At 57.1% G+C, this 26,609-nt stretch carries 28 protein-coding genes; 11 read left to right on the top strand and 17 right to left on the bottom strand.

Features of this window, described 5'->3' with window-relative positions:
- Window positions 1–52 precede the first annotated feature (52 nt).
- From RDV48_23235 to RDV48_23225, 3 genes are read left to right on the top strand one after another with little or no spacing between them, the layout of a single operon-like run.
- Entirely contained in the window at window positions 53–301 is a 249-nt protein-coding gene (locus tag RDV48_23235) for a CopG family transcriptional regulator (GenBank protein ID MDQ7825734.1), read from the top strand.
- Entirely contained in the window at window positions 298–702 is a 405-nt protein-coding gene (locus RDV48_23230; GenBank protein ID MDQ7825733.1) for a PIN domain-containing protein, read from the top strand. The genes RDV48_23235 and RDV48_23230 overlap by 4 nt, the downstream gene beginning before the upstream one ends.
- Before the next feature lie 6 nt (window positions 703–708).
- Window positions 709–1,017 (top strand): hypothetical protein, encoded by a 309-nt coding sequence (locus RDV48_23225; GenBank protein MDQ7825732.1) that lies wholly within the window; start codon window positions 709–711, stop codon window positions 1,015–1,017.
- A gap of 49 nt (window positions 1,018–1,066) precedes the next feature.
- Here RDV48_23225 and RDV48_23220 read toward each other — a convergent pair whose 3' ends face one another.
- Together RDV48_23220 and RDV48_23215 are read right to left on the bottom strand one after the other, a co-directional pair.
- Window positions 1,067–1,606, bottom strand: coding sequence for an RNA 2'-phosphotransferase (locus RDV48_23220; protein ID MDQ7825731.1), 540 nt, complete (start codon window positions 1,604–1,606; stop codon window positions 1,067–1,069).
- Between the two features lie 5 nt (window positions 1,607–1,611).
- Window positions 1,612–1,863, bottom strand: coding sequence for a hypothetical protein (locus RDV48_23215; protein MDQ7825730.1), 252 nt, complete (start codon window positions 1,861–1,863; stop codon window positions 1,612–1,614).
- Window positions 1,864–1,973: 110 nt separating this feature from the next.
- Here RDV48_23215 and RDV48_23210 point away from each other — a divergent pair, with 110 nt between their 5' ends.
- Both RDV48_23210 and RDV48_23205 read left to right on the top strand, forming a co-directional pair.
- Window positions 1,974–2,735, top strand: a complete 762-nt coding sequence (locus tag RDV48_23210) for a hypothetical protein (protein MDQ7825729.1) — start codon at window positions 1,974–1,976, stop codon at window positions 2,733–2,735.
- A gap of 9 nt (window positions 2,736–2,744) precedes the next feature.
- Window positions 2,745–3,782, top strand: coding sequence for an EamA family transporter (locus RDV48_23205; protein MDQ7825728.1), 1,038 nt, complete (start codon window positions 2,745–2,747; stop codon window positions 3,780–3,782).
- Between the two features lie 184 nt (window positions 3,783–3,966).
- Here RDV48_23205 and RDV48_23200 read toward each other — a convergent pair whose 3' ends face one another.
- From RDV48_23200 to RDV48_23170, 7 genes are all read right to left on the bottom strand, one after another.
- Window positions 3,967–4,689, bottom strand: a complete 723-nt coding sequence (locus RDV48_23200; protein MDQ7825727.1) for a dienelactone hydrolase family protein — start codon at window positions 4,687–4,689, stop codon at window positions 3,967–3,969.
- Between the two features lie 13 nt (window positions 4,690–4,702).
- Window positions 4,703–6,022: a cation:dicarboxylase symporter family transporter gene (locus RDV48_23195; GenBank protein MDQ7825726.1), complete on the bottom strand. Its 1,320-nt coding sequence runs from the start codon at window positions 6,020–6,022 to the stop codon at window positions 4,703–4,705.
- 81 nt (window positions 6,023–6,103) lie between these two features.
- The gene (locus RDV48_23190) at window positions 6,104–6,790 is read right to left on the bottom strand and encodes a PASTA domain-containing protein (protein MDQ7825725.1); all 687 of its coding nucleotides are present in this window, start codon (window positions 6,788–6,790) and stop codon (window positions 6,104–6,106) included.
- A gap of 1 nt (window position 6,791) precedes the next feature.
- On the bottom strand, window positions 6,792–8,063 hold the full coding sequence (locus RDV48_23185) for a type II secretion system F family protein (GenBank protein ID MDQ7825724.1): 1,272 nt from the start codon (window positions 8,061–8,063) through the stop codon (window positions 6,792–6,794).
- Between the two features lie 101 nt (window positions 8,064–8,164).
- Window positions 8,165–8,764, bottom strand: coding sequence for a type II secretion system protein (locus RDV48_23180; GenBank protein MDQ7825723.1), 600 nt, complete (start codon window positions 8,762–8,764; stop codon window positions 8,165–8,167).
- Window positions 8,736–9,212 carry a type II secretion system protein gene (locus RDV48_23175; protein MDQ7825722.1) on the bottom strand — a complete coding sequence of 159 codons (477 nt, stop codon included), beginning with the start codon at window positions 9,210–9,212 and terminating at the stop codon, window positions 8,736–8,738. The genes RDV48_23180 and RDV48_23175 overlap by 29 nt, the downstream gene beginning before the upstream one ends.
- Window positions 9,197–11,542 carry a hypothetical protein gene (locus tag RDV48_23170; protein MDQ7825721.1) on the bottom strand — a complete coding sequence of 782 codons (2,346 nt, stop codon included), beginning with the start codon at window positions 11,540–11,542 and terminating at the stop codon, window positions 9,197–9,199. The genes RDV48_23175 and RDV48_23170 overlap by 16 nt, the downstream gene beginning before the upstream one ends.
- 120 nt (window positions 11,543–11,662) lie before the next feature.
- Between RDV48_23170 and RDV48_23165 the strand changes: the two genes are divergently transcribed.
- Window positions 11,663–13,108, top strand: a complete 1,446-nt coding sequence (locus RDV48_23165; protein ID MDQ7825720.1) for a radical SAM protein — start codon at window positions 11,663–11,665, stop codon at window positions 13,106–13,108.
- On the opposite strand, the gene RDV48_23160 is transcribed toward RDV48_23165, so the two are convergent.
- Window positions 13,068–14,132 (bottom strand): hypothetical protein, encoded by a 1,065-nt coding sequence (locus RDV48_23160; GenBank protein ID MDQ7825719.1) that lies wholly within the window; start codon window positions 14,130–14,132, stop codon window positions 13,068–13,070. The genes RDV48_23165 and RDV48_23160 overlap by 41 nt on opposite strands.
- A 125-nt stretch (window positions 14,133–14,257) precedes the next feature.
- On the opposite strand from RDV48_23160, the gene RDV48_23155 reads away from it, so the two are divergent.
- Entirely contained in the window at window positions 14,258–14,818 is a 561-nt protein-coding gene (locus RDV48_23155) for an ankyrin repeat domain-containing protein (protein ID MDQ7825718.1), read from the top strand.
- Between the two features lie 53 nt (window positions 14,819–14,871).
- Here the strand turns inward: RDV48_23155 and RDV48_23150 are convergent, their stop codons facing one another.
- Window positions 14,872–17,265 carry a hypothetical protein gene (locus RDV48_23150; protein ID MDQ7825717.1) on the bottom strand — a complete coding sequence of 798 codons (2,394 nt, stop codon included), beginning with the start codon at window positions 17,263–17,265 and terminating at the stop codon, window positions 14,872–14,874.
- A 204-nt stretch (window positions 17,266–17,469) separates the two neighbouring features.
- Between RDV48_23150 and RDV48_23145 the strand changes: the two genes are divergently transcribed.
- The 4 genes from RDV48_23145 (at window position 17,470) to RDV48_23130 (ending at window position 19,555) form a co-directional block, all read left to right on the top strand.
- On the top strand, window positions 17,470–18,018 hold the full coding sequence (locus RDV48_23145; GenBank protein ID MDQ7825716.1) for an ankyrin repeat domain-containing protein: 549 nt from the start codon (window positions 17,470–17,472) through the stop codon (window positions 18,016–18,018).
- Between the two features lie 111 nt (window positions 18,019–18,129).
- Window positions 18,130–18,348, top strand: a complete 219-nt coding sequence (locus RDV48_23140) for a hypothetical protein (GenBank protein MDQ7825715.1) — start codon at window positions 18,130–18,132, stop codon at window positions 18,346–18,348.
- The gene (locus tag RDV48_23135) at window positions 18,321–18,902 is read left to right on the top strand and encodes a DUF6036 family nucleotidyltransferase (GenBank protein ID MDQ7825714.1); all 582 of its coding nucleotides are present in this window, start codon (window positions 18,321–18,323) and stop codon (window positions 18,900–18,902) included. Before RDV48_23140 ends, RDV48_23135 begins: the two co-directional genes overlap by 28 nt.
- 11 nt (window positions 18,903–18,913) lie before the next feature.
- Window positions 18,914–19,555: an HAD hydrolase-like protein gene (locus tag RDV48_23130; protein ID MDQ7825713.1), complete on the top strand. Its 642-nt coding sequence runs from the start codon at window positions 18,914–18,916 to the stop codon at window positions 19,553–19,555.
- Here the strand turns inward: RDV48_23130 and RDV48_23125 are convergent.
- From RDV48_23125 to RDV48_23100, 6 genes are all read right to left on the bottom strand, one after another.
- Window positions 19,539–22,310, bottom strand: coding sequence for a response regulator (locus RDV48_23125; protein MDQ7825712.1), 2,772 nt, complete (start codon window positions 22,308–22,310; stop codon window positions 19,539–19,541). The two genes, RDV48_23130 and RDV48_23125, sit on opposite strands and share 17 nt — an antisense overlap.
- A gap of 11 nt (window positions 22,311–22,321) precedes the next feature.
- Window positions 22,322–22,834 carry a 4-vinyl reductase gene (locus tag RDV48_23120; protein ID MDQ7825711.1) on the bottom strand — a complete coding sequence of 171 codons (513 nt, stop codon included), beginning with the start codon at window positions 22,832–22,834 and terminating at the stop codon, window positions 22,322–22,324.
- 120 nt (window positions 22,835–22,954) lie between these two features.
- Window positions 22,955–24,460, bottom strand: a complete 1,506-nt coding sequence (locus RDV48_23115) for a TolC family protein (GenBank protein ID MDQ7825710.1) — start codon at window positions 24,458–24,460, stop codon at window positions 22,955–22,957.
- 199 nt (window positions 24,461–24,659) lie between these two features.
- On the bottom strand, window positions 24,660–25,457 hold the full coding sequence (locus RDV48_23110) for a YiiX/YebB-like N1pC/P60 family cysteine hydrolase (GenBank protein MDQ7825709.1): 798 nt from the start codon (window positions 25,455–25,457) through the stop codon (window positions 24,660–24,662).
- A gap of 98 nt (window positions 25,458–25,555) precedes the next feature.
- Entirely contained in the window at window positions 25,556–26,263 is a 708-nt protein-coding gene (locus tag RDV48_23105; GenBank protein ID MDQ7825708.1) for a hypothetical protein, read from the bottom strand.
- A 74-nt stretch (window positions 26,264–26,337) separates the two neighbouring features.
- Window positions 26,338–26,514: a hypothetical protein gene (locus RDV48_23100; protein ID MDQ7825707.1), complete on the bottom strand. Its 177-nt coding sequence runs from the start codon at window positions 26,512–26,514 to the stop codon at window positions 26,338–26,340.
- Window positions 26,515–26,609 lie beyond the last annotated feature (95 nt).

Below are 26,609 nucleotides of genomic sequence, written 5' to 3'. Positions count from 1 at the left end.
AATGTGTTATCATGATTACAGAAGTGATAACATATTATCATCGAGGAAGTCCATGATCAGAACTCAGATTCAGCTTGAAGAGCATCAGTATCATGCCCTCAAGGCAAAGGCATCGGCAGAGGGGCTTTCAATCGCCGAGCTCGTGCGCAGAGGCATAGATACGATGCTGAATGCTTCAGGGTACAGGTCTTATGAAGAGCGGAGGCGCCGCGCCATAAAATGGGCAGGCAAGTTTTCATCAGGCGTAAGAGACCTTTCAGCTGACCATGACAGGCACCTGGAAGAGGCTTACGGGGAATGAGTGTATATATAGATACTTCAGCCCTGCTGGCGGTGCTCGATGCCGATGATGACAATCACAAAGCTGCTTCAAGAATGTGGAAAAGGCTGTTGGAGAGCAATGAAAGGCTTATCTGCAGCAGTTATGTGCTGGTGGAGTCTTGCGCGCTTGTCCAGCGCCGCCTTGGCATGAAGGCCCTGAAGGTTTTTCTCCAGGATATCACCCCCCTGCTTGAGATTCTGTGGGTCGATGAGGTAATTCATATGAGCGCTTCAGAGGTGATGATGGCGTCAGGCAGAAAATCTCTCAGCATTGTGGACTGCGTCAGTTTTGCCCTCATTCGCCGCAACGGGATAGAGAGATATTTCGCATTTGACAGGCATTTCTCCGAGCAGGGCTTCAACTCGGCAGAAGAGGATTAACCCTTAATGAGCATCAAGTGCAAAATATGCGATGGCGAGATGGAGAACCAGGGCTCACTGTTCGATCTCTGCGTGTGCGGCGGCGACATAATCAAGAGCTTCTGGAGCTGCCCCCTCTGCGGGAAGCTTTTTTACAATGAATACTATGACTGCTGGAACAGCGACTCACCCGACGATGTCTGGTTTGAGGTGAGCCGGAAAGCCTTCGACGAGGGCCTCGAGACAATCAGGCGCTGCCCTGACAATACCAGCAAGTTCTGTGCCTGCGAGGTCCACCCTTTCAGCGTAGATTATGGAGAGGTAAAAAAAGTATAGGGCGAGCTACAGGGTTTCCCCGGGTTTTTCCGGGAAATGCCCTGCTGGCTCACTCTGCAATGAATCGAGGCGGGACCGCATCGGCAAGCCAGATCGACTCTATGACCCGGTAAAATCTTATCCCCTCCTCAAAAGCCCTGAGAGCCTCGATGACGAGAATAACGGGCTCTCTGTCCTTCCGCCTGCCCACTGCCATTGCCGTATCAATGTCACGCGAAAGGTGAACATACTGTCGCCCCGAAGGGAGGAGCCCCTGCTCCCTTATATGAGGCTCAGCCCTCCGTGAGGTGCCATGGTAAAGGATTTCAGGAGGCATTGAAGGCTCAATGCCAATTTTTCCCGGCAGGGAGTGGCCATAGAGAGCCCTGATTTTTCCCTCTTTTATCTCATGGCGAATCTTGGGAGAGCGGGCAATCATCTCGGCTATCAGCTGAGCGGTGAGGGAAGGCCATTTCCTTTTCCGGAGCAGGGCAATCACCTCGTCAAGGGAAGCCCATCCCTCCTCATCGAGCTCAAGGCCGTAATGGCCTGGATCATGGCGGAGCATGTGGGAGAGCGTTTTACTCAGCTCTCTTAAACTCTGTACCATGGAGCTTACTGCGCTCCAGTCCTGATGCCGAGCTCAACCTCGGTGATTGCTTTGTTGACATAATTCACGGCAGCGGCGCGGTGGCCCCCCTTGTCACGGGTTGCCAGCCCGAGCTGTGTGCGGGCTGTCTGGAGCGCCGTAAGAGCATTCCGCATATGAGTCTGCGTGGCCCGTGCCTCACCGGTAAAAAGGCATATTGCCAGCGCCGCGGCGAGCACAAAAGTGGAGATTTTCCATACGATTCCGTCGTTTTTCATGGGCTTCACTCCTTGTTATTTGCTGTCCTTATTTTTTCCCGGGGAGAGAAACTTTTTCCTCCCCGGGGAGGTCCAAGTGAGAGAATGAAAAAAAGCAGGAGGAGAATCATATGATCAGAGTGCTCGTTGTCATGTTCGCGGTAATTGTCTTCGCTGCCTGTCTCTGTATGAACGGCTATACTTCTCCGGGGGAAGACCAGTCCCTGAATGCTCCCCAGTGCTCAAAAGGGGAAGGCGGGGGCCAGAAGGGCGGGTTCCTGCAGAGCCTCGGTCTTACCGAAGATCAGAAGGGACAGCTTAAAGCAATAAGGGAAAAGCACAAGGGCGAGATGCAGACCCTGATGGATTCGATGAGCACAAAGATCAGGACTGTCCTCACTCCCGACCAGCAGGCCCTCTGGGACAAGAAGGTGCAGGAAATGAAGAGCAGGGCAGGGTCGCAGGGTGGCGGAATGGGCCAGGACGGCCAGGGTAAGATGCGCCGCGGCGGAATGGGCCAGAGTGGTGACATGGGCCAGGGTGGCGGCATGGGCAAAGGCGGAGCGATGAGCCGGGGTGGCGGGAAGAAAGGCGCTTTAAAGCAGGCCATGGCAGATCTCAACCTCACCGACGACCAGAAGGATAAGGTAAAGACCATTGTCCAGCAGGAGCAGGGAAAGCTCCAGGCCCTCAGGTCCACCATGGAGAGCGAGATGAAGGCAGTCCTCACGCCCGAGCAGTGCCAGAAGTTTGAGGAGATGAAAAGCCAGAGGATGAACCGTGCCGGCGGCGGAGGCTTCCAGAAAGGCCAGGGAGGCGGAAAGATGAGGCGCGGCGGAGCCGACAGCGACTCCACGGTGCCGATGAACGGGCCGGCGGGAGCGACCATCTGAGGCACGCCAGTGAAAGCATATGCACTTTTTATCGGGCTCCTGTCGGCTGCACTCTTTGGATCCGCCACCCCCCTGAGCAAGACTCTTCTTGCCAGCGTCAATGCCCTCCAGCTGGCAGGCCTTCTCTACCTGGGAGCCGGGGCGGGACTCCTGCCCTTCATGTTCTCCTGGAAAAGCCGGGCAGTGAAGCTGGACAGGCTCAATTCCCTCTATATCGCCGGTGCAGTGATATTCGGCGGTATCCTGGGGCCAGTTTTCCTCTTATGGGGCCTCACATTCGCCTCATCGGCATCTGTTTCACTGTGGCTCAACCTGGAGCTCTTTGCAACGGCGCTGCTCGGCCACTTCTTTTTCCGCGACCAGCTGGGGCAAAAGGGGTGGATTGCCGTGGCAGCGGGATTTTCGGCAGGAGTGCTCCTCACATTCAATGAGCCGGGTACAGGCATTCTTGCAGGGATGCTTGTGGCGGCAGCATGCCTCTGCTGGGGACTTGACAATCATTTCACAGCCCTTATTGACGGTATTACCCCCATGCAGAGCACCCTTATCAAAGGTTTTGCCGCAGGCACCGTAAATTTCACCCTCGGCTGCCTTGCGGCAGGCACAATGCCCCAGGGCCCGATAGTGCTCAAAGCCCTTCTGGCAGGCGCTCTTGCCTACGGGCTGAGCATCATGCTTTACATTACTGCGGCACAGGCAATCGGTGCAGTGAGAAGCCAGATTGTCTTCTCCACGGCGCCTTTCTGGGGCCTCCTCTTTTCAGTCCTGTTTCTCCATGAATCGATATCCCTCATACAGGTTGCCGCGCTGCTGGTCCTCGTGCTCTCCATCGTGCTCATCCTCACCGAGAGCCATGAACATGGCCATTCCCATACCGGGCAGGATCATGTCCACGTCCACAGGCACGATGACAGTCACCACTTCCATGGCCATGAGGGAGAAAGCCCCTCCCTCACCCATGCTCATTTTCATCATCATGAGGCACTCTCCCACAGCCACAGGCACCTGCCCGACCTTCACCACCGCCACAGGCATGCAGATCAGTGAAATCCCCGTCAAAAAAAAATCCCGTTGTGAACGGGAGGTTCTTTTTTCTGTAACAAAACGGCAATACTTTTCACAATCCGTCAATATGTCCCAGGCCCCCCCCCGGGGGCTCCCCTTCGTTTACAACCTGTTAACAAGCTCTCAACTTTATGGCAACATTCCAGCAAGAACTTGGAAACAGCGGTCAGGCAAGGAAGCGCACGAACCATTCTACTGTTCTGCTCCAGAGGGTTTTCCAGGTCTCTTCGGAGACCATGTGGCGCTCCCCCGGGTATTCAATATGGGCAAGGCGCTCCGGGGCCTCCTTATAGAATGGGACAAGCTTCTCATGGAGCTCCCTGGCGAAACGCGGCGGCACATGCTCATCATCGCCTGCATTCTGCGAAAGGAGCGCCGTGGGGAAGAACTTTTCAGGGGTGTGGTCGGGGCTTTCAGGGAAGGGAAGGCGCCAGCGGGGGTTCCCAAGAATGGGGACGGCGGCGGCGATGCGCCTGTCCGCCACCACGGCGCCATAGGTGATGTAGCCTCCCATTGATATCCCGCAGACGCCTATCCCGCCGGGCCGCGAGTACCCGTCCTGCACCAGGTCATCTATGAGGGAAGGGATCTCCTTTACCGTGAGGGCCACAGCCTCGAGAAAATTCTTCTCGAAAGCGCCCTTCTTCGAGGTGAAGCGCTCGTCGTAGTCATCGTAGCGCCGTTCACCATGGCCTATGGTATCTATGCCCACAGCAAGCAGGCCGGCGCGCGCCAGGCCCTCAAGCTCACCTTTGTTTGTCTCCTTGGAGACCAGGAGGCCGTGATAGAAGAGCACGGTGCCCCTGAGACCTGCCTTGCGGGGATCACCCTTGAAGTAAAGCAGTGCCGGTGCCGATGCAACGCGGGCTCTCGCGGAATGGATATTCATTGTTCGGTTCCTCTCAGTCTTCGTCTTCGAACTCACATGCCTTCCTGTCGTCGAAATTCTTCTCCCACCGGGCCACCACGACGGTGGCGAGGCAGTTGCCGAGGACATTCACTGAAGTGCGGGCCATATCCATGATCTCATCTGCGCCAAGGATAATCAGGATGGCCTCGACGGGGAGATTGAAGCTGTGAAGTGTTCCTGCAAGAATTACCAGCGAGGCGCGGGGGACACCGGCAACGCCTTTGCTTGTTATCATAAGGGTGAGCAGCATGATAATCTGCTGCGGGAGCGTCATCGGATGGCCTGCTGCCTGAGCAACGAAAAGGGCGGCAAGAGAGAGGTAGAGTGTCGTGCCGTCAAGGTTGAAGCTGTATCCCGTGGGCATCACAAAGCCCACAATATGCTTCGGCACGCCGAAACGCTCCATGGCAATCATGGCCTTGGGGAGTGCGGCCTCGCTTGAAGTGGTGGAAAAAGCGAGGACCACAGGCTCTTCTACGGCGCTGATAAATCTTTTTATGGGGATTCTGATAAGTAATGCGACAGGGAGCAGCACGCAGAGGAGAAAGACAGCCAGGGATCCGTAAAGGGTAAGCACGAGCTTTCCGAGTGAGATGAGAATGGCCGGCCCGTGCTCTCCCACTGCGGCGGCAATAGCGCAGCCTACGCCAAAAGGGGCGAAATACATGATGAACGAGGTGAATTTGAACATCACCTCGGCCAGGGCGCTGCAAAGGTCGATGATTGGCCTGGCCTTCTCCTTGACGGCCAGCACGCCTGCAGAGAAAATAAGGGTGAAGATGACAATCTGGAGCACGTCTCCCCTTGCCATTGATTCCACGATGCTCGGGGTGAAGAGGTGCTGGATGATCTCGCCGAGGGACTGCTTCTGGCCTTCCATTTCATGGAGGTTCATCCCTGGAATGGCGGTTGCTTCCTGGGGCTTGAGGGTGATGCCTGCGCCGGGCTGCACCAGGTTCCCCATTGCGAGCCCTATGATAAGTGCGAAGGTCGTGGCTATCTCGAAGTAGATTATGGCCTTCAGGCCTATACGGCCCACGGTTTTCATGTTCCCCGCGCCGGTAATGCCCACCACCAGCGTGGAGAATACCAGCGGCGCAATAATGGCCTTGATCATCGTGATGAACATTCTCCCGTATGGCCGGAGGGCCACTCCAAGCTTCGGGAAGCAGAGCCCTACGATCACGCCGAGGATCATTCCCACGAAGATCCACGTAGTCAGCTTGTGATGGCCTTTCTTCTGATCCTCGTGGTGCTCTTCACACAGGTGCCCACCGCCGGGTGACGCCTCACCACTCTGTTCAATGCTCATGGCATGATCCTTTCAGGGAGTCTGCAGCGCATAGTGCTTCATATCTCAGCAAGGCAGGTGGAAATTGTTCGATGAAGGCCTTTATGATTCCTTTATGTCCGGCGGCTCGACGCCCTGGTCCCGGGCTTTCTCTTCAGGTTGATTCTGCGCCGGAGCCTGGTGCGCTTTCTTCTGGCGGGAGGACCGGGGAGAGAGGACTTTCTTCCTGGAGAGAATCATCACCTGGGCTTTTTCCCCGCGGGAGATGCCGAGGAGCTCCCTGATCCTGGGCCACAGGTATATGATCCCGTAAAGCACGGCGGCCTGGCAGAAGAAAAAAATGCACCACATGAGATGGACGGTGTTTGGAGAGGGCCCGCGGGGCAGAGGCGCTTTGCTGCCCGTGTCCAGGCGGCGCGGTATGGTGACGGGCCTCGAGATAAAGAGGGTTATCTCCTCCTTGCTCACCATGGTGCCGGCATGGGGTTTCTGGTCGATGACAGTGCCGGCTCTGGCCTGAGAGGGCACTGCTGAGATCTTCCACGAGGCAAGGCCGGCGCGCTGAAGTAAAGCCGCTGCCTTCGCAAGCTCGAGGTTTCTTACGTCAGGCATCGGTATGCCGGGCGTTTCAGGTCCCGGAGTGTTTCCCTTTTCATCAATGAAAGGGGGCAGGCAGATGAGGGAGTCATCCTGCCCCTTTACCGCCACGGTGGAGCTGGAATCAAGGGCATGGCCCCATGGACTGGAAATGAAGAAAAGGATCAAAAGCAAGAGCAGAGGCATCTTCATCTCATCCTCCCATGTGCATGGTGAGCTGGTAAAGCAGGGGGAGGAAGAGAAGCAGGAGCCCTCCCACGAATAATCCCATAAAAGCCACCATGAGGGGCTCGAATATCGCGAGAAAAGAGTCAACTCCTATCTCTATCTCAAGATCATAGTAACGGCAGAGGTAAAGGAGCGATTCAGAGAGGTTCCCAGATTCCTCGCCCGCTCTGAGCATCTGGATGAAGACCCTGGGAAAACGGCGATCCTCCTGGAGGGCGTCCGAGAGGGGAAGCCCTTCGATGACGCCTTCCATGGCATGATTGATGGTGAGGGCGAGGCTCTCGTTGCCTACGGCACCGGGAAGGATTTTAAGCGCTTCCAGCAGCGAGACGCCGCTCTCTGTCAGGAGCCAGAGGTTATAGGCAAGGCGTGACATGCCCACCCTCAGCAGGAACTTTTTCACAATGGGAATGCGCAGCAGCAGGCTGTCCAGGGTGTTTCTTCCTGCGGGAGTCTTAAGGAGCAGAAAGGCGAGAAGGCCCAGCGCGCCGAGTATTTCAATGATGGATATGATTACGATGGGCTCTCCGATGAATTTTGCCACTTTCAGTATGAGGTGAACTCCCCAGAAGGTGGTAATATTGAAGGAGAGGAGCATATCGCTCAGCCTGGGCAGCAGGAAGAGCATAATTACTGCCATGATAAGGAAAGCCGTCGCCACGAGCGTCACGGGATACACGAGGGCGGAGGAGATGCGCAGCTCTATCTTGGCCTCCTGCTCGGCCAGAAGGGATGCCCGCTCAAAGGCTCTCGCAAGCCTGCCTGAAGCCTCGCCCACGCCGATGATACTGGCAAGGGTCCTGGGAAAGACTGAAGGGAAGCGCTCCATCATCCGGTGAAGCGACATCCCTGAATTGATGCCTCTCTCCACCTGCCTGAGGGCCACTGAGAGGGAAGGGGGCCATCCTCCGCCGTCAAGAGTGCCCAGGGCCTTTACAAGAGGTATTCCTGCATTGGTGAGCACAAACATCTGGCGCAGAAACAGGGAGAGCATCTTTGAGTCCGTTTTCTGGAAGAGGGCCTGGAACTCCCTGGCGAGCTCCCTCAGGGCAGGAACTATTTCAAGAGACTCCAGGTCACCGAGGAAACGGGATGATTCCTTCCTGATGGTGATATCCTCCAGGTGGTATCCCGTCTCCTTGAGCTCCACCACGGCGAGCTCCTCGGTTTTTGACCTTATGATTCCCTCGATCAGGTGGCCTTCGCGGTCGCGTGCTACAAACCGGAACTTAGCCATGGCTTTCCTTTAAGTGGCAGGTTTCTCACTTCTAGTATTTCTTTTCTTGCGGGATTTCTCCTATTTACCTTTCAGCCTGCAGTGCTGAAAGGCGGGCTGCATCAATGAAATGTCGGGAGATAGACGTTAAAGTGCCGCTCCCAGGGTATGAGCTCGTTATTGACCTTTTCCCGGGCTTTCACGGTAATGCCGAGAAGCGGCAGCTTTGCAGCGTCAAAAGCAAGTGTGCCCCCGGGTCCCAGGCTCCAGAGCTTTCTGTTCCTGCTGTCCGAGGATGGACTGCCTTCAAGCGACTCCTGTATGACTGAGTCTTCCGCGGTCTCATTGATGGCGATGGTATAGACTGCCGAGGTGTTCCACTGGGTCATCTCGCTGGTATCAATCAAGTTGAGCTTGCCGGAGCCGGTTTCTGCCTGGTCAGGGAGATAAAACTTTATCTCCGTCTGGGTGACCTCTTTTATCTGCACATTATTGAGGCGTTTTGTAAGGTATTCCTTGAAGAGTATGAATTTCTGGAGCTGTTCCTGTTTCTTGTCGATCCTTATGGTCCGTTGAAGAGTGGGGGAGAAGATCTGGAAGAACACCAGCGATACAAATATCATGAGCCCGGAGGCGACAAGGAGCTCTGTCAATGTCATGCCGCAGGGCTTCCCCTTTCCCCGGGGGGCTCTCCTAGTTGCCCACAAGCTGTGAAGTGGCATATGACCTGGTCTCCTCTTTCCCCTCAGCGTTCAGAACAGTATAATAAACCCAGATGCCGATCCGCTTCATCTCCATCGTCTTTTCGGTATCGAGGGGATTCTGGATCTTCCCGTAATCCCGCACGTCGTAGATGAGGCCGCTGAAGGTGCCGCTATACACGTCAACGGAAACAGGCCAGGTATTCTTGGCGCGCTCTCTGAAAACCTGCGAGAGCACCTCCAGCGCATTGAGAGGCTCGAGGTGCACCTCGGCCTTGTTGGTTCCGGCGAGGATTCCTGTATAAATGACCAGCACTGAGCCTGTAATAAGGGCAAGCAGCAGGAAGCTTATCATCACCTCCATAAGGGTAAAGCCTTCAGTGGGGTTCCCCGGTGACGGCCTCCTGAGAGTTCGGTTCTTTTTCTCTGCAGCCATAGGGATATTCAGAATAGTCAGTATTTCTGCCATGAGCAGACCACCACGCTCGGAGGAAGGCCTATCTCTTCAGCGATGTCGCTTGCCTGGAATTCCTGAAGCTTATAATCATAGGCGCTGTCGCCGCCGCTCACGTAAAGGGGTTTGCCCAGGCTTGAGATGCTGCCCCTCAGTCTGTACTGGCACCCGTCGCTGATATAGGCGTTCCTGAACCTGAAGGAGAACATGGGGGTATCACCGGTGCTTGCACCGTTTGGAAGCTGGGCCGAGCTTGATATGCTGGACCATCTGAAGTCCTGCCAGGCATAGGCGTTTTTTGACGTTGCCGCGTCGGGGATGAAGGTGCCGCTCGCAGATACCCTGTTCCTGCTTATATGGGACTCGTTTCCGATAAAAACCCCGTAAAGAGGCGTTTTTATCGTGTTGTGATTCCAGGACAGGCCGTACCCGCTGAGGTGCTGAGAATGCTGGGTAAGGTTGAAGTCTTCATGGAGCTTTTTGTCCAGGCTCCCCGCAGGGACCCCGGCATTCTGGTAAATGCTCTGGTAATAGTTCCTGTAGCTCTCATCGAGCTGGTAATTGCTGGAGAGATAATTGACCTTGTTGCCGTTCTCGGCCCTCATGCAGTCCTGGTAATACCCCGTGTTCCCGGCAGCGTTCATTGAGCCGCCGCTCACCACCACGATGGCATCATCTGCATTTCCGCCCTCGTCGTCGGGGGAGGATTTGATGAGGGGATTGCTGTAGCGGATTCCTCCGGGCACACCGGGGCCCGGGGCGATTTTCCGCTTGGCTTCCACGTCATCCGGAGCCTCATGCTGGCTCAGGATGACCGTGTGGAGCCTGTTCTTGGCGGCCGTTCCGGCTTCGGGTGCATCGTAGGCGAGCACCACCTTGCCTTTGATGTTTCCCCTCACGTAAAGGGGCGGCGCCGACTGGAAGGTCGTCACTCCGTCGCTTATCGGGATACTGATATTGGATGTTTTTACATACACGGTAGTCCATCCATCCTGGGGGATGGTGATATAGTCGCCGGGGGTGCTCTCGGCCTTCACCGCATCACCCCTCACAATCCTTTTCACCTCGAAATAGTTGCCTTTTGTCTCATCCCTGCCGTCACCATCAAGATCCCGCCCTGCCTCATCCTGGACCTGGGAAGGATAGTCATCTTCCGCGAAGTCGGGATCATTCCAGGTGACTTCGCTGCGGCACAGTGCATCCAGCGCGGTCCTGTCCGTGACGCCCTTATTGACGCTGTAGTGGTAAAGGATCTCGTCCTGGTGGGACTTGTAGAAATCCTTGTCCCACACTCTCCCCACGGTTTTCGCGGTCGCCTTGCTGATATAGAGCTTGTCACCGACAAACTCCGCCAGGGCTCCCTCGGTGCACCCCGATATGTCAACGACGATCTTCTGCTTCTTGTTGCGCATATTTTCCATCAGGGAGTCAGTGGTGGGCATGGAGAGGTTCAGGTTCGTTTCGGGCTGCGAAGAGAGCTCTCTCGGGAAATTGAGGTGGCCCGTGTTGCAGGCCGGATTCGATGCGGGAAACTTGCTGTAGTCTATGTCCTGATACTGGAGCTGCCCGGGATTCTCGGTGCCTGAAAAGTAATATTTATCCTTGCTCCATGGGTTTTCTCCCGGAGGCACCACGTTTGTATTTCCTGTTTCCACATGGTTTCTCAGGTATATTTTTCCTGTGGCCTTTATCTCTCCAGAAATATATGGTTCCTGGGGGCAGTGCATCACGGATCTGGTGAGGGGAAAATAGAAGAGGGCGTCATGCCACATCCACACGTTCCCGCTCTGGCTTCCGTTCGAATTGACGAATATGGGGCCGTTGATTTTCGGATTGTCCCAGCCGGGAAGCTGCAGATCGCCTGAGGAGACCATCAGGTAGTTGAGCAGAGGGCTCGTGACCTTCACGGTGACTGCCGTCCTTGCCGAGCGGCTTCCCGAGCGTCCTGTCGAGATAATCGTGCGGTAAGTCCCCCTTATCAAGCCGTTGTGAGTTTTGGGATAGAGTGAAGTGAATTCCTCAACTTCCACTTCAAAGGTGCCTCCAAGGGCCTCGGGGGAATATTCAGGGAAGGTCCTTGCGAGCTCGGTGCTCCTGAGGGGCATGGAGAATCCTGGCGGGAGCTGTGAGGTCTCGTACCAGTTGTACCTGTAATCCCGCATAAGCAGCACGGCAATCTGCGCTCCTGAATCGGCAAGCTGGCCCGCCCTTACGTAAGACTCGTCATGGGTCAGCGTGCGGAGGGTCATTATAAAGCGGAAGAGCATTGCGGTGGCAAGGACCAGTATTGCCAGGCTCAGAACAAGCACATAGAGAAGGGCGCTTCCTGAGCAGCGTTTTTTCATATGCTCACCCCCCCGGGGATAACTTGCTTCTCCCCATATTATACAAAAAAAGGGGAGGAAAGCCAAGGAGAAGGGAAAAAGAACCCGGCAAGGGAAGAGGGTGATCCGGTGGAAGAGGCGATGAGAAAAGCAGCAGGTCGGGAAAAGAAGAGATTTCTCCTTGTGGAGGCACAGAAGCTCCATAAATACTATATTCCCGGCTATGACATGACCATGCCTTCCGACGTGGTGCAGCCCCTGGGACTTGTGCAGCTTGCCTCGGTGATCCAGGGGCACGATCCGGAAGCCCGGGTGAAAATCCTTGACCTGAGGCTCTTTGATAATGACTTCAGCAGCATGCCGCCTGTAGTGAGAGAGTTCAGGCCCGACTTCATAGGCTTCAGATCGGTGAGCCGCGACGGGCCCTTCATGGCAGAGATGATCAAGATGATGAGATATCTTGCACCGGATGCTCTTCTGGTGGGAGGCGGCCCCCATGTGACGGCGGTGAAAGGCGCCATCATGGATGAGGCACCTCTTGACTATGCCATATACGGCGAAGGCGAGGGGCCCCTGATAGATTTGCTCATAAGCCTGAGGGAAGGCGGGGGATTTGAGCGCATAGCGCAGCTTATTTACCGTGACCCTGAGGGAACGGTCCGGGTGAACCCCCGGGGTGAGCATATCGCCGACCTTGACTCTCTTCCCCTGCCTGCCTGGAACCTGCTGGATCATGAGAGCTACTTTCAGTTGAGCTATTACCCCCAGGTGCCGGTATATTTCAACGCCAGGCGCAAGCTTGTCTCAATCTTCACCTCAAGGGGCTGCCCTTACCATTGTATTTTCTGCCATGACATCTTCGGAAAGAAATTCCGCGCCAGGAGCCCCCGCCATGTGGTGGACGAAATAGAATATCTCTACCGCGCCTTTGGAATACGCCAGTTTGACATCAGGGACGACATATTCAATTTTGACAGGGAGAGGGTTATGGCCATCTGCGGCCTCATCGCGGAGCGAGGCCTGAGACTCCTGTTCTCCTTCCCCAACGGCCTGAGAGCAGATCTCTGCGATGAGGAGCTCATCCTGGCGATGAAGAAGGCGGGGCTCTTCAGGGTCACCTACGCGCTGGAGACGGCATCGCCCCGGCTTCAGAGGATGATCAGGAAAAACATAGATCTTGAGAAATTGAGGCACATTGTCCGCTTCACCTCTGCTCAGGGTATACTTACCAACCTTTTTGTCATGCTGGGGTTTCCCACCGAGACGAGGCAGGAGATGATGATGACCTTTGAATACTGCCTTGACCCCGCCATCGATATAGTTCATCCCTTTACCGTCCAGCCTTTTGAGGGCACCGAGATGACCGAGATGCTGAGGAGGGAGGGTGTGGACATCTCTTCCTTCAGGGAGCGCTATGAATATCTCAACGTGGAATTCAGCCTGTCGGAGCTTGTCTGCGAAGAGGTGGAGGCCCTCAGGACTGAGCTGCTTGCACGTTTCTTCACCGTGGAGCGCCTGGGGAGAACAATGGAGAAGCTGAGGGCCTTCAGAGGGGAGTCCCCTCCCGGGCAGCCTGTGAGTCAATGATAAGATGCAGCGAGCGCAGCAGGTAATTCCATTCCTTCGAGAGGCCTGAGTGCGGGTCCCAGGCAATCCTGTCGCGGAGCTTCTCGAGGGCCTTCTCACCTGAATTGATCCCCTCCAGCAGGCGCTGTTTTGCCTGCAGCTCCGTGAGAGGAACGAGGTGGAGCTCTTTTTCGATCTCTTTCCTTGTGAGCTCGAACTGGGCAATGAGCCAGTCAATCTCCTCGACATACTTTTCGCTTGAGATGTCACCGCGGGCCATGCGCTCGTGTTCAAAATAAATGACGGTGGCGCTTCTGGGAGTTGTCGAGGCGCCGGGGGAGAGAAGGAGGTGCTGGCTCTTCCACCAGAGCGAGAGGTATTCCATGGGGAGCTCCTCGTCGGTGAGGAGAAAGAGGGCACCGCATCCTGAGCATTGCAGTGTCCCCAGGGGGCTTGAGGAAGCGCATTCAGCACAGGTTTTGGCTTCAGGGGGAGGCTGCTTTTCGATGAATGATTCGTAGCTGATGGAGAGCTCGTTCACTGCATTCACGATATTGATGAGGCCCGATTCCATAAGGGAAAGATCCCCTGTGGCCAGCGAGCTCTCCAGCTCCCCGAGGGCAAGGGCATACCTCACGAAGCTTTCATGGGCGGCATGAGCTTCTCCGCGGAGCTCTTCCGGGAGGTCGGCATTGCGGTAAAGGTCGAGAAAGCGTGAATAAACCGCGGAGAACCGTTCTTTTTCACCGGTGAGCTTCTCATTGAACAGGGCGGGATCGAGTGTCCCCTGGAGCACAAGCATGCCCATCGCAAAGAGCTCGTTAATCTCGGGGGCCTTTGTGACCCGGGGGATCTCCCCTTCTTCATAGAAGGGCTCCCGTGCGGAACCTTGCGAGTCCCCCCCCTCATCTTCACCGCCGAAGAGCCTGCCTACGACATTGCCGGCGCCATGGGGCTCCTCATCAAGGTCGGGCTCATCGTTCTCCTGGCAGTAGTCATCAAGGCCGGGGACAAATTCGGGGTTTTCCTGAGAATAGCCATCCATGGGAACCTCCAGATGAAGCCTCTCAACAATTTTCTTCCTTTCATTACCAATCTCCTCTGCAAAGCCAGGAAAAACAGGGAGCGGTCCCTAATATTCAAGGCATGTGCAGGGAGCTTTTTGACGCCGTGATGAAAGGTAATGTCGACCTCCTGGAGGGACTTCTCAGGTCAGGCCCTGAGTTCAACTGCAGGGACGAAAAGGGGAGGACTCCCCTTCACCTGGCCGTTGCGGAAGGCCACAAGGCCATGGTGCCGGCCCTTCTTGACAGGGGGGCCGATCTCTCCCTGAGAGACGGCGAATACGAGGCCACGCCTCTCCATGCATGCGCTGCCCTTGGAAGAAATGAGATCGCAGCCATCCTTGTCTCGCACGGTGCCGATGTCGATGCCAGGGAGACCATATACGGGATGGCGCCTCTCCATGTCGCCGCATCTATGGGAAACAATGCGCTCATCGAGCTTCTTCTCTCAAATTGTGCGGACATCGAGGTGAAGGACCTCAACGGGTTCACGCCCCTTCACATCGCAGCCAGGATGGGGCCACCGGAGACAGCCGTGCTTCTTCTCTCCAGGGGTGCCCGGTTCGACCAGAAAAGCTACAAGGGCTTCACCCCTCTTTTCATAGCCATCCACTATGGGCGCCCCGAAATAGAGGAGGTGCTCAGGAGCCACGGGGCAATCACTTGAGAGAGGCTCCCGAAGCCTCTCATGCAGAAAACAAGAGCCCTGGCATTCCCTCATCAGGTGGAGGACTTGAACACACCGCCGATGGCGTTCGTCATCGCCCCGGCGGCGCCGGCCTTGTTAAGCTGCTTTCCCTGGTCCTTGTCACCGTCGCGGTTTCTCAGCGAGGCCTCGTTCTCGTCAAGGTCCCCGTCCAGCAGCGATTCGCCTTCAGCGCTGCCGCCCCCGCCTCTTGCCGATGAGCCCTTGCTTCCCACGGTGCCGCCACTCTTGAGATCGTTGAGGTTGATGATCGTGCCGTCTTCCGTCTCCTCGGTGGAGACCTTCCCGGTGAAGCTCTGGGCCTGCCCGTCGTCGGCATCGGCGCCCGAGCCGTCGGCGTCGAGAGCCTTGCTGTCTCCTCCCATGCCCCTGTTCATGGCGTTCTTGTCATCTTCGTCATCCTTGTCTTTCTTCTTGGGCGGCGGCATGGGGCCTTTCACGCCCGGCATCTTCATCCCGAGCGGTGCCCCGGCAAGGAGGCCGCCCTGCTTCTCCCCGGCAGGCGCTCCGGCAGCCAGGCCCGTCTGGCCGCCTCCCTGGATTGAGCCTGCAGGCTGAGCGCCGGCCTGTATCGCTCCGGCCTGGGGCTGCGCACCTCCCTGAGGCACGGCGCCCTGGGAAGGGGTTCCTGCCTGAGGCACCGAAGCGGCAGGCTTCACGGCTGCCACCTGCGACGGGGCCTCAGCCCTTGGTGCGGCGGTTCCAGATGCAGACGGGGCTGTGCTTTCCTGGTGCCCGCCGTGAGCAGCACCGCTGTCTTCGGCGCCGCGATCCTTATCAGCCTTTGATGAGTCCGCCTTGCGCTCCTTGTCCTTTGACTTCTTTGACTCCTTGCTTTTGCTTATCTCCTGGACCTTCTTGGGATCAAGCTTGTTCTTCTTCATCAGCTCTTCAAGCTTCTTCTTGTCCATCATGTCTTCTTTCTTGAGCTTGTCCTTGGTGCCGTCATCGGCTCCCTGGAGGAGGTCCTCGGCGCCCTCGGCCTTGCCTTTTTCACCCTTCTCGCCTTCACCGCCGCCTCCGGGGCCTTCCTTCCTGGCTTTCTTGAGCTCCTGGATGTTCTCCTGGGCGCCGCTCTCCTTCTCCTTGTTGATATTCTCCGCCTTGGTGAACTCGCCGGCCTTTTTCGCGTGATCCTTGGCTTCCATGGACTTCTGCTTCGCCTGGTCTTGAAGCTGGGCGCTCTCGGCCGTGAGGGCCTTGTGGGAATCATCGGCTTCCTTCTGCTTCTTGATGCCTTTCTCTGACTGCTCGATCCCCTGGTCCTCGGCCTCCTTGCCCTCGTCTTCCTGCTTGACGCCCCTCTTGTGGGTATCCTCGCCTGCCTTCTGGGTCTTCACGCCCTGGATGTGGGTACTTTCGCCTGTCGCCGTCGTTGCTGCGCCGATTGCCTGCGTCGCGATCCCCGTAGCCTGGAGGGCCGTCCCTGAGGCGACGAGGGCCGCCCCTGCCGCGGCCGTGTAGGGATTGGAAAGAAGTGCCATCCCCGTGCACTCTTCCATTTTCCCCGACTGGTCCTGATTCCACCCTACCATCCTGAGGTTTTCGCCCACACTCTTGAGGACGGTGCCCACGGTCTGCATCGCCTGCCCCGACCCGATCTGCTTGATACCGTCGGTCTGGACCAGCTGCCCCTCCTTCTGGTTCATCATCCCCATCATCTGCTTCATGTCGCCGTACTTCTGCCAGTCCATTCCTGCCGTGAGGCCCTGCTGGGCGGCATCGATAAACTGCTGCTTGAGGCCCTGCTGCTCCATGATATCACTCACGCCGGACTGGGCTGCCATCTGCCTTGCCGTGGCGTCTTCCTTGCCCGTGGCGTTCATTGCAGCCATCTGCTTCGCATTATCGGCGTTGAGCTGCTGGTTAGCAAGCTCCCCGTCGATCTGCTTCTCCTCGCCGGGGCCTTTTTCCACCTTGAGCTGGGTGGAGCCGTGGGAGGTCTCGGCAAGCTGCGGCGCGGCGGAAGTGCTCTCCTGAGGCGAGGCTGTTAGTTTGCTGTCCGTTCCTTTCTGGAGATCCTGGCCTTCTTCGGCACCTTCATCAGCCTGCTCATCGGCAGCCTTCTTGTTCATCATTCCTGCCATGGGCTTGCCAAGGCCGCCGGCAGAGGCACCGGAGGCCGGGGTGCCTTTCTGGAGAAGCTCCTGGTTGTGGGGATCTATTTCGTGGGCTTTCACGATGCCGTCAGAGACCTCCGACATGTCGTCAGAAGGCTGGAAGCCGTCCTTGGACGATGAGGGCTTTTCGCCCTTATGATCCTTCCCGGCCCCGCCCATCTTGCCGATTTTTCCCAGCGCCTCATTCACGCCGGCACCCCCGGCACCCACCTGCTGGCCGAATTGAAGCGGGTCCACCACGGTTCTCTGGATATTGCCGCCCTGTACCGGCTGGATGCTGTCTGCCATAATTACCACCCCTTCTCTTTAGACATGCTTACTATCTATTTCCCGCATTTTCACCTTTTTGTCAAGTCCCTTTTCCGGCAAGAGACCCATTGAGGCCCCATGGCATCAGGGGGAAGGAGATTTCCTCCGGGCCTTGAAATTCACTCACACAGGACTTTTGGTAAATTCATAGCTGCCTGTCGGGGCAGGGGAGGGCAGTGCGGTATGACGGAACCCTTTGAAAAAGGAAAAGAGCGTAAGGAGCGGAGCCTGGCAGGCATAGACGTGAGATTTCTCAGGCTCTGGGATGCCTCAGGAAAGATTGATATCCCGAAGAGCAGGGCTTTCATGGAAAGCCACCCGGAGTTTCTCACGCTGAAGGACACCCAGGGCAACACCCTTCTCCACTGGCTTGCATGCAGGGATGAGAGCGCCGCGGCGGAAGGTCTCCTCTACATGGGCGCCCTGCTTGAGTCCCGCGACTGCAACGGCTGTACCCCGCTTTACCACGCCGTGCTCAACGGCGGCCTGAGGACTGCCCGGGTGCTCATCAACTATGGCGCCGATATCAATGCTGCTGACGGCTCCGGCCTCACTCCCCTCCATATCGCCGCCGCCAATGGCTCGCTGGATCTGGTGAAACTCCTCGTCTCAAAGGGAGCCTCCTCCTCGGCGGTGGACCGGGACGGCCTGACTCCGCTTGATATTGCAGAATCCCGTGGCCGTCGCGAGGTGAGCGGGTATCTGAAGAGTCTTGCAGGGATTTCGGGGTAAAAGAATATTTTTTTCCAGGCCGATTCATGCTATAATAGAGAAAGAATTTCCAGAGTGCCTCTGGAGGAAGCGGAAACCTATCCAATCATCATTGAAGGAGACCCGGCAGAGATGAATAACCAGGAACTGATCGAAGTAAGGGATCACGACGAAGCAGAGCAGAAAATCCAGCAGCACTTTGAGATGTCGATGGAGATATTCCGGAGGCTCTGGGAAGAGGCATCCAGGGATGGGAAGCTTCCCTCCCCCAATCCCCTGGAGGGCGTCGAGAATGACATAAGGCTTGCGAGCGTGCTGAATTCATGTTCGAAGAACTCCTTTCACGAATAGCCCTTGTTCTCCTGCGCCACAATGTGCCCTATATTGTCACGGGCGGAGCGGCGCTTCTCCTTTACGGCGAGCCAAAGCTCGTAAGAGACATCGATGTCCTCATCGGCCTTGACGCCCGCTGCATCAACCTGCTGATCTCCATTGTGCGCGAGATGGGCCTCTCTCCGGTCCCTGAAGACGCGAGGGAGTATATAAGACAGAACATGGTCCTCCCGGCCATCGATGAAGCGAGCTCCATCCGCGTGGACTTCATCCTCTCTCTTACGCCCTACGAAGCCCAGGCCATCAAGAGGACGGTGAAGCTCAGGATAAATGATCAGCGCGTCTGTTTCGCCTCCTGCGAGGATCTCATCATTCACAAGATTCTCTCGGGAGCTCCTCCCGACATCATTGACATGCAGAAGCTCGTGGCAAGGCACAGAGGGAGCATTGACGGCGCCTACGTGAGGAAATGGCTCCGCGAGTTTGACGCATCCTTCGGAAAAGGGGAGTTCATGAAGACTTTCGAGAGCGCTTATAAAGGAGACTCCCTGCCGCCCATATCTTTTTTCTGAATGGTAACCCTATGAGCTCACTCATCGCCTTTGACCTTGACGGCACCCTTGTGGATTCCCGCACTGACATTGCCAGGGCGGTCAATGTCATGCGCTCCCATTACGGCATGGCGCACCTCTCCGTCGAGGAGGTGACGGTCTCCATCGGTGACGGCATAAAGATGCTCTGCGAGAGAATCCTTGCAGGCACCGGCATTGACCTGGACGAGGCCGTGGGGATTATGAGAGGCTTTTACCGCGCTCACATGGTCGATGACTCGGTCCTCTACGGCGGAGTTGCAGAGGGCTTGAGAGAGCTTCGCCGGAATCACTGGAGGCTGTCCGTCATCAGCAACAAGCCCCGGGTTTTCTGCGACGAGATCCTCGCCCACTTCCGGATTCTTCATCTCTTTGAGCTGGTCATCGGCGGCGACTCGGGGTATGCCCTCAAGCCCGACCCTGAATCCCTGCTGGCCTCCATGGAGAAGGTGAAGGCCGCGCCTGAGAGGAGCTGGATAGTAGGCGACCATTATACTGACCTTGGTGCCGGGAAGAACGCCGGCATAAGGACATGCTTCGTATCCTATGGCTTCGGGAGGCTGAATGGCCTGGTCCCCGATCTCACGGTGTCCTCTTTCCCGGAATTCGTGGCTCATGTCAGCGCATCTGGCTGAAATGACGACGGTAGAGGGTGCTGAGCGCCGCGGCATATGCCTTTGTCTCACGGAACAGCACGGCAGTCTCTTCAATGTTATCCCTTCCCGCCTTCTCCTCACAGGCAGCGAAAAGCCTGCTGAGTTTTTTCATCCTCAGGCACCCCGAGGAGCCATTGAGGCGGTGGAGCTCCCTGTAGGCCTCGTTTATGGCACCGGCTGCCAGGTGGCGATCTATCCTGTCAAGAGAGAGAGGGAGGCTCTCCATGAAGCTATTCAGGTAGCTCTCTGCCTCTGACCGCTCTATCGCCAGGTCATCGACTATGGAGTCTATGACTTTCAACGGCAGATCCTCATCAATGGCAAAGGGGGGCGGTACAGCATCAAGGTCCCGGGCTCTCTGTGCATGTTCCCCGTATTTTGTGAGGATGTTGCGGAGGGTCTCCCTCGAGACAGGCTTGCTGATATAGTCATCCATGCCGGCGGCGAGGCACTTGTCCCGGTCTTCCTTCATGGCAAAGGCCGTCATTGCTATTATGGGAACCCTGGAGAGGCTCTTCTCCCGCCTGCGGATCTCCATGGTGGCCTGGTAGCCGTCCATCACGGGCATCATGCAGTCCATGAAGATCAGGTGGTAGTCCCTGCTCAGGCTTGCCTCGACGGCCTCGCTGCCGTCAGCGGCAATGTCACAGGAATAACCCATGGTCTTCAGCATCGCGGTGAATACTTTCTGGTTTGTCCTGTTGTCCTCGACAAGAAGAATCCGAAGGTGTGCCGGATCGGCCCGCTCTCCCCCTTTCATGCTCCTGGCGATGGCTGCCGCTTCAACGGGAAGAAGGCATGGATCTCTTCCAAGTGCTTTGAGAAGGGCCATGAGAAGCTCTTTGTGCCTTATGGGCCTCGTGACCGTGGTGAGTGTGCCGCTCTCGGGCTCCCTTTTCCCGGAAGGTGGTTCAAGAAGTATTACCGGGAGGGGATTTGCGGGCTCAAGGGCTTTCAGGGCAGCGATAAGGGAGGGGCCATCCATCCCCGGCATGTCTGAATCAACGATCACCGCGCCGCACTGCATCTTCCCGGCGATGAGGAGCTCCATGGCCCTGGGGCCCGATTCGGCTTCAATGATGGGGCATCCCGCGGGGGAGAGAATATTCTTTATTACCTCCCTGCTCTTCCGGCAGTCATCCACGATGAGCACCGTGATGCCCTCAAGCCGGGGAACCCCGTCATCACTATGTTCTCGGGCAATGAAGGCTCCTTTCTCCATGACCACGGAGAAGGCAAATGACGAGCCCTCTCCAGGATTGCTTTTCATTGCAATCGATCCGCCCATCATCTCGACGATTCTTTTTGATATTGCCAGCCCAAGGCCTGTGCCGCCATAAACTCTCGTCGTCGAGGCATCGGCCTGTGAAAAGGCCTCGAAGAGCTTTATCCCGTCGCCGCTCCTGATGCCGATACCCGTGTCCTCGACGGAGAAGGAGAGCTTCACCCCCCTGTCGCCCATATCCTCTGATGAGAGCGTCACTGTTATCTCTCCATGCTCCGTGAATTTGACGGCATTGCTGATAAGGTTATTCAGGACCTGCTTGAGCCTCCCCGGGTCCCCCGAGAGCCAGGCCGGGGTCATAAGATCCAGGAAGGGATAGATTTCAAGGCTTTTCTGGAAGGCCATAGGCGCGTTGAGGGAAATCACGTCTTCCACGAGGGAGAGGGCATTGAAATCTACTCTCTCCAGCTCCATCCTGCCGGCTTCTATCTTGGAGAGATCAAGGATGTCGCTGATGAGATGGAGGAGATACTCCGAGGCGTTCTTTGTCTCCCTCACGTACTCCTGATGCTCTGCACCGAGGTCCCTGTCGCCCAGGAGCTCGAGAAATCCCACGATGGCGTTCATCGGGGTTCTTATCTCGTGGGACATGTTTGCCAGGAAGATGCTCTTGGCCCTGCTGGCCTCCTCGGCGGCCTGCTTAGCCGCCATAAGGTCAGCTTGAGCCTTCTTGAGCTCTGTTATTTCGTTTAATGAGATGCAGATGGCCTTTTTCCCGTCAAAAGTGAGGTGACCTATTGAGATGAGGGCCCAGAAGAGCTCACCGTCTGATCTGCGGAGCCTCACTTCCATGTCGAAGAGGGACCCCTTCTCTTTAAAAAGGGAGATGAGGCGATCCCTCTCCTCGGGGCTTTCATAAAAAGTATGGGTTGTTTTCCCCGTCATCATCTCCCTAGTGACGAGAAACTGCTTCTCAGCCCTGCTGTTCAGGTAAAGTATAAGGTAGTCCTCTGAATCGGTGATAATGATGGGGTACGCTGCGGCCTCGACAATGGCGCGGTAGCGCTCCTCGTCAATCCTGAGCCTCTGCTCAAGCTTCTCCTTCTCCTTCAGGGCTTCCATGAGCCTGTTGAAGGACTCTGAGAAGTCCCCCAGGTAGCTTGCCTCGTGATCGAGGTTGCCCATGGCTATCTGCCCGGAGAGCCACCTGAGGTGGCGGAGGCTTGCCTGGAGAGACTTGAGGGGCGAGAAGAAAAGGTTCTTCCGCGGCGCTTCCGCCTCGAGGCTCCCCGCTGCAAGCGCGTTGATAAAGGCCGCCCCTTGAATGTGCGAGCCGACAATGATCCTTATCACCCCTGCGAGCCTTGAGAGCGCCGGGTCCCCTGCGGAGGCGTCAGGCTCAGGAAGGGAGGCGCCTGCTCCTGCAAAGTCCCCTTGGAGGAGCTTTTCAAGTGTAAAGCAGAGCTTTTCCACTACAGGGGCCATATCTGTGGGAGGTCTGTCGTCCATGGGGTACCTTTTTAGTGCGCCCTGGCAGTGAACCTGCAGGCGGTGCTCCCTGTGGTCCAGCAGTCCACTTCCTTGACTTCAAAAGATTTTCCCGTGTAGGCCTCCAGGATCCCCGCGATAAAGCCCTCATCGAAGGTGCAGACGGTCTCGCCGCAGGGGGTGAGTCCCGAGCAGTCAAGGTCCTCTGTGACGGTCAGGACGAAATCCAGCTTTTTGAAGTCGGCCTTTTCCACGTAGAGCACGCCAATTCCCAGGTCTTTCAGCTGCCTGTGAAGCTCGGCAACAAATCTATCCGGCGTGAGGCTCGTGGCAAGCATGTTCCTGCAGTATTCGAGGCCCGCCATGTGGCCCGCCTCGACGAAGAAGGATCGTGTCTTCTCTTTGCCCAGGTGCTTTTCAAGGACGCTTTTCAATGAGTAATTGAATATGCGGTACACCGCCACGCTTGTCTTGTCTCCCAGGTTGGGCCGCCCTTTCTCGATGTCTCCCAGGTTGCTCCACTTGAAATCTTCAGTTGTCTTCATGGCTTCGGCTCCTTAGATCGGATAAAGGCAATATTAACCAAGAATCTCCGGTAATCCTCCCCGCCTCCCTGGGAATCAGCGCATCATGGACTGGCTTGATGAGACCCCGGGAGTGAGGGGTCAAGGCCCCTGGCGGGGGGGCGGTAGATTTTCACCAAGAGCATAGGCAAGGGACGCTATGGAGAGATCAACATCAAGCCGGGCCTTCACCCTGTTCACCCGCGCAGTGAGGAGGGCGTTCTGGGCGTCCAGGACATCGAGCAGTATGCCGAGGCCTGACTTGAAGCGCCCCTCGGCGAGTCTCAGGCTCTCGTCGGCGTTTGCCACCTCGGCGTCAGAAGCCGTCAGCTTCTGCTCAGCGGAAGCCATTGACAGGTAGGCCTGGGATACCTCGGAGATGACTGCCTGCTTCGTTTCTTCGAGCTGCGCCCTTGCCGCTTCAATGTGTGCCTTTGCCTCCTTCACCATCCCCGGTGTGAGGCCCCCGTCGCCGATACTCCACTGGATGGACAGGGTCGTGCTGAGCTGATCGCTGTTGTGGGGAGGGAAATTGTAACCCCTCATCGAGTATGACGTCGAGCCGACCACATCAGGGGCATTATTGGTCGCCGCCGCGCCAAGGGCGTACTCTGCGGCCTTCACCTGCGACATACCGCCCTTCATATCCGGCCTTTCCCTGAGGGCTTTTTCAATAAAGGCCTCAAGGGGCAGCGCTGCGGGGGGTGGCTCGGGGTCATCTGACGTGAGGAGGGGGGTCCGGGGATCTACTCCCATAAGGGTGGCGAGCTTTATGCGGGAAATGCTGGCGTCATTTCTCGCCTGGGTAAGCTGGTAGATGGTGCTTGCCACGGCGGCCTCTGACCTTACCACATCCTGGGGGAGTCCTACCCCTGCTTTGAAGCGCTCTTCTGCCATGGAGAGGTGCTCCTTCTGCGTCGAGAGGGTCTTCTCATAGATTGTAACGAGCCGTGCCTTGTAGAGATGGTCATAAAAGGTTGTTTTCACCTCGAGGACCACCTGCTGCTGCGTCTTTGTGAGGGTGGCCCCGAGGGCTTCCTCCTGGGCCTGGGCCTCCCTGATGAGCTGGCGCGTGTGGTTGAAGTCATAGATGAGCTGCCTGACGGCCGCGTTGACCTGGTAGCCCGGGATGGACACCGTCTGTCCCGTGGAGCCGGCAACGCCTCCTGCGGGGGCTGCAATGATACCGGTCCCTGTTGACGACGAGGGGCTGATGAAGTTGTTGATGCCCGTGTAGCCTGTTCCCACGGTCACCGTGGGATTGAGGGGCGACTGCGCCTGCTGGGTCCTCCCCCTGGCCGCAGCCACGTCAGCCTGAGCTTTCTTTATCACGCCCCTCATGCCGAGGGCTATCCTTGCGGCTTCCGATGCCGAGAGAGGGGTCTGCCCTTCCTGCGCGGAGCCTTCAGGGGGAGCGGGAAGCTCAATGGGAGGCGGCGCCTGGAGCTTCTGGACCCTTGGCATGTAAGGGAGAGGCACCTGGGCATCGGCCCGGGGGGGAGCGGGGAAAGCCAGTGTCAGCAGACACAGAAGAAGAAAGGCCAGGACCCTGGGATTGGGCAAGACCTCCGGCCGGCCTGTGCGGTGCACGATTCTCAAGAATCCCATTATGGAGCAACTCCTCTGCGTGACAGGAACGGTGACAATACCCACTATACTGCAGAGATATTCTCATGTCAAGAAAAGGGCAGAGGCCCATAAGGCAATTGAAAAGGGCACTGTTTGGGCAGGTTTTTCAGGATAGACCGGATCCTCCGGTGGACAAAAGAGCTGAGCAGCGAGTATCCCCTCTCTCTCCATCAGGGCGTCAGGAGCGGAACTCCCCGGCTTTCGACAGCGAGGGCGAGTTCAGCAGATCGTCGGGGACCACCACGGGCCTTCCGAGGGCCCATCTTCCCTTGACCTCTGCTCTGGAGCACGACGCCTCGAGGGCCTTTACCACGATTTCCGTGCAGTAATGGGCGCTGTCGTCTTTCAGGTCGAAGCGCCAGTCATAGGGCTTGCCCACCTGCCTCTCCAGGTAGTCCAGGGCCTTGATCCGCTCTTCCTCTGAATGATAGGGGGGCCTCAGGATCACGAGAGCGGTCTGCGACGCGCAGAAGTCCTCCAGGGACTGCGCCTTCACCTTCGAGTAGGCGTCGATGATCCTGCCGTCGCCTGCGACCATCGCGGCATGGGAATAGTCGCTCCCGAAGGCCGCTTTCTGGAGGAGGTAATAGAGCTGGTTGGAGGGAGTCCTGCTCAGGATGATATCTCCCGGCATGAGGCTCTTCCTCACCTCTTCAAGCCGGGATGCGGAAAAGCCCTTTTTCTCCGTATCCGGCAGCGAAGATGCCGACAGTGCGCCGGAAAAGGCCGAGATTACCTGCAGCATCACCGCACCGGCGAGCACGCTCATGCGCGGGAGGGGAAAACCCCATGTCTTCCCGGGAAGCGACAGGCAAGCCGGAAGCGCCGGGGAGATCTCCCCGGAAGCGCCCGCCACGACCATGTCCTGCGCGGGAAATCCAGGCGCCGCCTCATTCCCTGCGGAAGGGGCGGTCCTCTTCATCTCCTCGGCGCCTTGAAGCGCTCCCCCATTTCCCCTGAAAGATATGCTCTTCATGCTCCACCTTTTCACAGGGCTCCAGAGGCCCTCCTCACTTCATGGGAAAAGAGGCACCTTTTACAGTGCCTCTCATGGTGTCCCTCAGTGATGTGCTGTTATGCCTGGGCAGGCTTGGTGTCCTGCTCCCGGGCCGGCGCCGGCTGCTGAGGCGTCGGGGCATTATTCGCAGGTGCATGCTCAGGCTTGTGCTGACCCGAGCGGCGGAGGATGCTCAGCGTTGCCGATACGCCCGAGAAGATGGCCCCCGCGATGGCGCCTCCCACGGGACCGCCTCCGCATGCATTGGCTGCGGCAATAAGGAGATGGCCCTGGGCCCATCCGCAGACGCCGCCTATGCCGGCGCCGGCTATCCCCCCGCCAATCACGCCCATCATGGAGCCTGTTCCCATAGCGCCTTTCTTTCCGGCCTTTTCGGCGATCATTCCGCCTATGAACCCGACAAAGAGGCCGAGTCCGCCGAATGCCACGGCGCCCACCGCGCTGCTCACTATAGCGGAGACCAGGGGTGCTGTTCCCGTGGCGATCATCGCCGCGCCTGACGCAGCGCCTACCGCCGTGGAGAAGGCTACTCTCTTCACCTTGTCGGCGGTGGTGAGCTCCTTGTTCTGGCTGTTTACCTTGTCTTTAATCCAGTTCTTCAGTTTCTCGAGGGTCTCTGATTTTTCGGGCTTTGCCTCCAGGGAGACCTGGGCGGAATCCTGGATATCGGATGACTGGTCTTTTACCTCGGAAGGTGCCCCGGGGGCACACTCCTGGAGCATCTGTCCTGCGGTAAGGGGCTGCGCGACTGTTCCTATTGTCATGATGGACCCTCCTCTTTCTTGCCTTCAAAGTTACTATGCTCTTATTTTATGCAAAAATGAAGGCCGGGGGAATACTATTCCGGCAAGAGGCAATCCGGGCCGGTAAGAAGCAGAATCCCCCCCCGGCGCCGATGCCGCCATCGGTCCTTGTTGAGCATATCGCGCTGCAGGGTGATCCCCTGTTCACCCTGGAGGAGAAGCCGCAGGTTCCCGTTCTGGAGTGAGTCATCTTCCACTATTGCGATACGCATGAATTACTTTACCACAGAGAGGGATATTTTCCATTCCCTGCAACGGGTATTCCTGACAGGGCTCCTTCAGGCCTCCTGAATCATTGAAAGCCGCG

The organism is Candidatus Eremiobacterota bacterium, from assembly GCA_031082125.1.
Lineage (GTDB): Bacteria > Vulcanimicrobiota > CADAWZ01 > CADAWZ01 > Ess09-12 > Ess09-12.
The sequence above is the reverse complement of the archived record's forward strand: the minus strand, read 5'-3'. Positions and strand labels throughout refer to the sequence as shown.

Excerpts from the sequence above, each read along its gene's own strand:
- RDV48_23110 (MDQ7825709.1), bottom strand. The coding sequence starts at position 25,457 with ATGAAGAGCATATCTTTCAGGGGAAATGGGGGAGCGCTTCAAGGCGCC.
- RDV48_23150 (MDQ7825717.1), bottom strand. The coding sequence starts at position 17,265 with ATGGCAGACAGCATCCAGCCGGTACAGGGCGGCAATATCCAGAGAACC.
- RDV48_23135 (MDQ7825714.1), top strand. The coding sequence starts at position 18,321 with ATGTTCGAAGAACTCCTTTCACGAATAGCCCTTGTTCTCCTGCGCCAC.
- RDV48_23160 (MDQ7825719.1), bottom strand. The coding sequence starts at position 14,132 with ATGGATGGCTATTCTCAGGAAAACCCCGAATTTGTCCCCGGCCTTGAT.
- RDV48_23120 (MDQ7825711.1), bottom strand. The coding sequence starts at position 22,834 with ATGAAGACAACTGAAGATTTCAAGTGGAGCAACCTGGGAGACATCGAG.
- RDV48_23130 (MDQ7825713.1), top strand. The coding sequence starts at position 18,914 with ATGAGCTCACTCATCGCCTTTGACCTTGACGGCACCCTTGTGGATTCC.
- RDV48_23105 (MDQ7825708.1), bottom strand. The coding sequence starts at position 26,263 with ATGACAATAGGAACAGTCGCGCAGCCCCTTACCGCAGGACAGATGCTC.
- RDV48_23200 (MDQ7825727.1), bottom strand. The coding sequence starts at position 4,689 with ATGAATATCCATTCCGCGAGAGCCCGCGTTGCATCGGCACCGGCACTG.
- RDV48_23230 (MDQ7825733.1), top strand. The coding sequence starts at position 298 with ATGAGTGTATATATAGATACTTCAGCCCTGCTGGCGGTGCTCGATGCC.
- RDV48_23225 (MDQ7825732.1), top strand. The coding sequence starts at position 709 with ATGAGCATCAAGTGCAAAATATGCGATGGCGAGATGGAGAACCAGGGC.
- RDV48_23195 (MDQ7825726.1), bottom strand. The coding sequence starts at position 6,022 with ATGAGCATTGAACAGAGTGGTGAGGCGTCACCCGGCGGTGGGCACCTG.
- RDV48_23175 (MDQ7825722.1), bottom strand. The coding sequence starts at position 9,212 with ATGGCAGAAATACTGACTATTCTGAATATCCCTATGGCTGCAGAGAAA.
- RDV48_23165 (MDQ7825720.1), top strand. The coding sequence starts at position 11,663 with ATGAGAAAAGCAGCAGGTCGGGAAAAGAAGAGATTTCTCCTTGTGGAG.
- RDV48_23190 (MDQ7825725.1), bottom strand. The coding sequence starts at position 6,790 with ATGAAGATGCCTCTGCTCTTGCTTTTGATCCTTTTCTTCATTTCCAGT.
- RDV48_23220 (MDQ7825731.1), bottom strand. The coding sequence starts at position 1,606 with ATGGTACAGAGTTTAAGAGAGCTGAGTAAAACGCTCTCCCACATGCTC.
- RDV48_23125 (MDQ7825712.1), bottom strand. The coding sequence starts at position 22,310 with ATGGACGACAGACCTCCCACAGATATGGCCCCTGTAGTGGAAAAGCTC.
- RDV48_23185 (MDQ7825724.1), bottom strand. The coding sequence starts at position 8,063 with ATGGCTAAGTTCCGGTTTGTAGCACGCGACCGCGAAGGCCACCTGATC.
- RDV48_23180 (MDQ7825723.1), bottom strand. The coding sequence starts at position 8,764 with ATGCCACTTCACAGCTTGTGGGCAACTAGGAGAGCCCCCCGGGGAAAG.
- RDV48_23170 (MDQ7825721.1), bottom strand. The coding sequence starts at position 11,542 with ATGAAAAAACGCTGCTCAGGAAGCGCCCTTCTCTATGTGCTTGTTCTG.
- RDV48_23145 (MDQ7825716.1), top strand. The coding sequence starts at position 17,470 with ATGACGGAACCCTTTGAAAAAGGAAAAGAGCGTAAGGAGCGGAGCCTG.
- RDV48_23115 (MDQ7825710.1), bottom strand. The coding sequence starts at position 24,460 with ATGGGATTCTTGAGAATCGTGCACCGCACAGGCCGGCCGGAGGTCTTG.
- RDV48_23210 (MDQ7825729.1), top strand. The coding sequence starts at position 1,974 with ATGATCAGAGTGCTCGTTGTCATGTTCGCGGTAATTGTCTTCGCTGCC.
- RDV48_23100 (MDQ7825707.1), bottom strand. The coding sequence starts at position 26,514 with ATGCGTATCGCAATAGTGGAAGATGACTCACTCCAGAACGGGAACCTG.
- RDV48_23140 (MDQ7825715.1), top strand. The coding sequence starts at position 18,130 with ATGAATAACCAGGAACTGATCGAAGTAAGGGATCACGACGAAGCAGAG.
- RDV48_23215 (MDQ7825730.1), bottom strand. The coding sequence starts at position 1,863 with ATGAAAAACGACGGAATCGTATGGAAAATCTCCACTTTTGTGCTCGCC.
- RDV48_23235 (MDQ7825734.1), top strand. The coding sequence starts at position 53 with ATGATCAGAACTCAGATTCAGCTTGAAGAGCATCAGTATCATGCCCTC.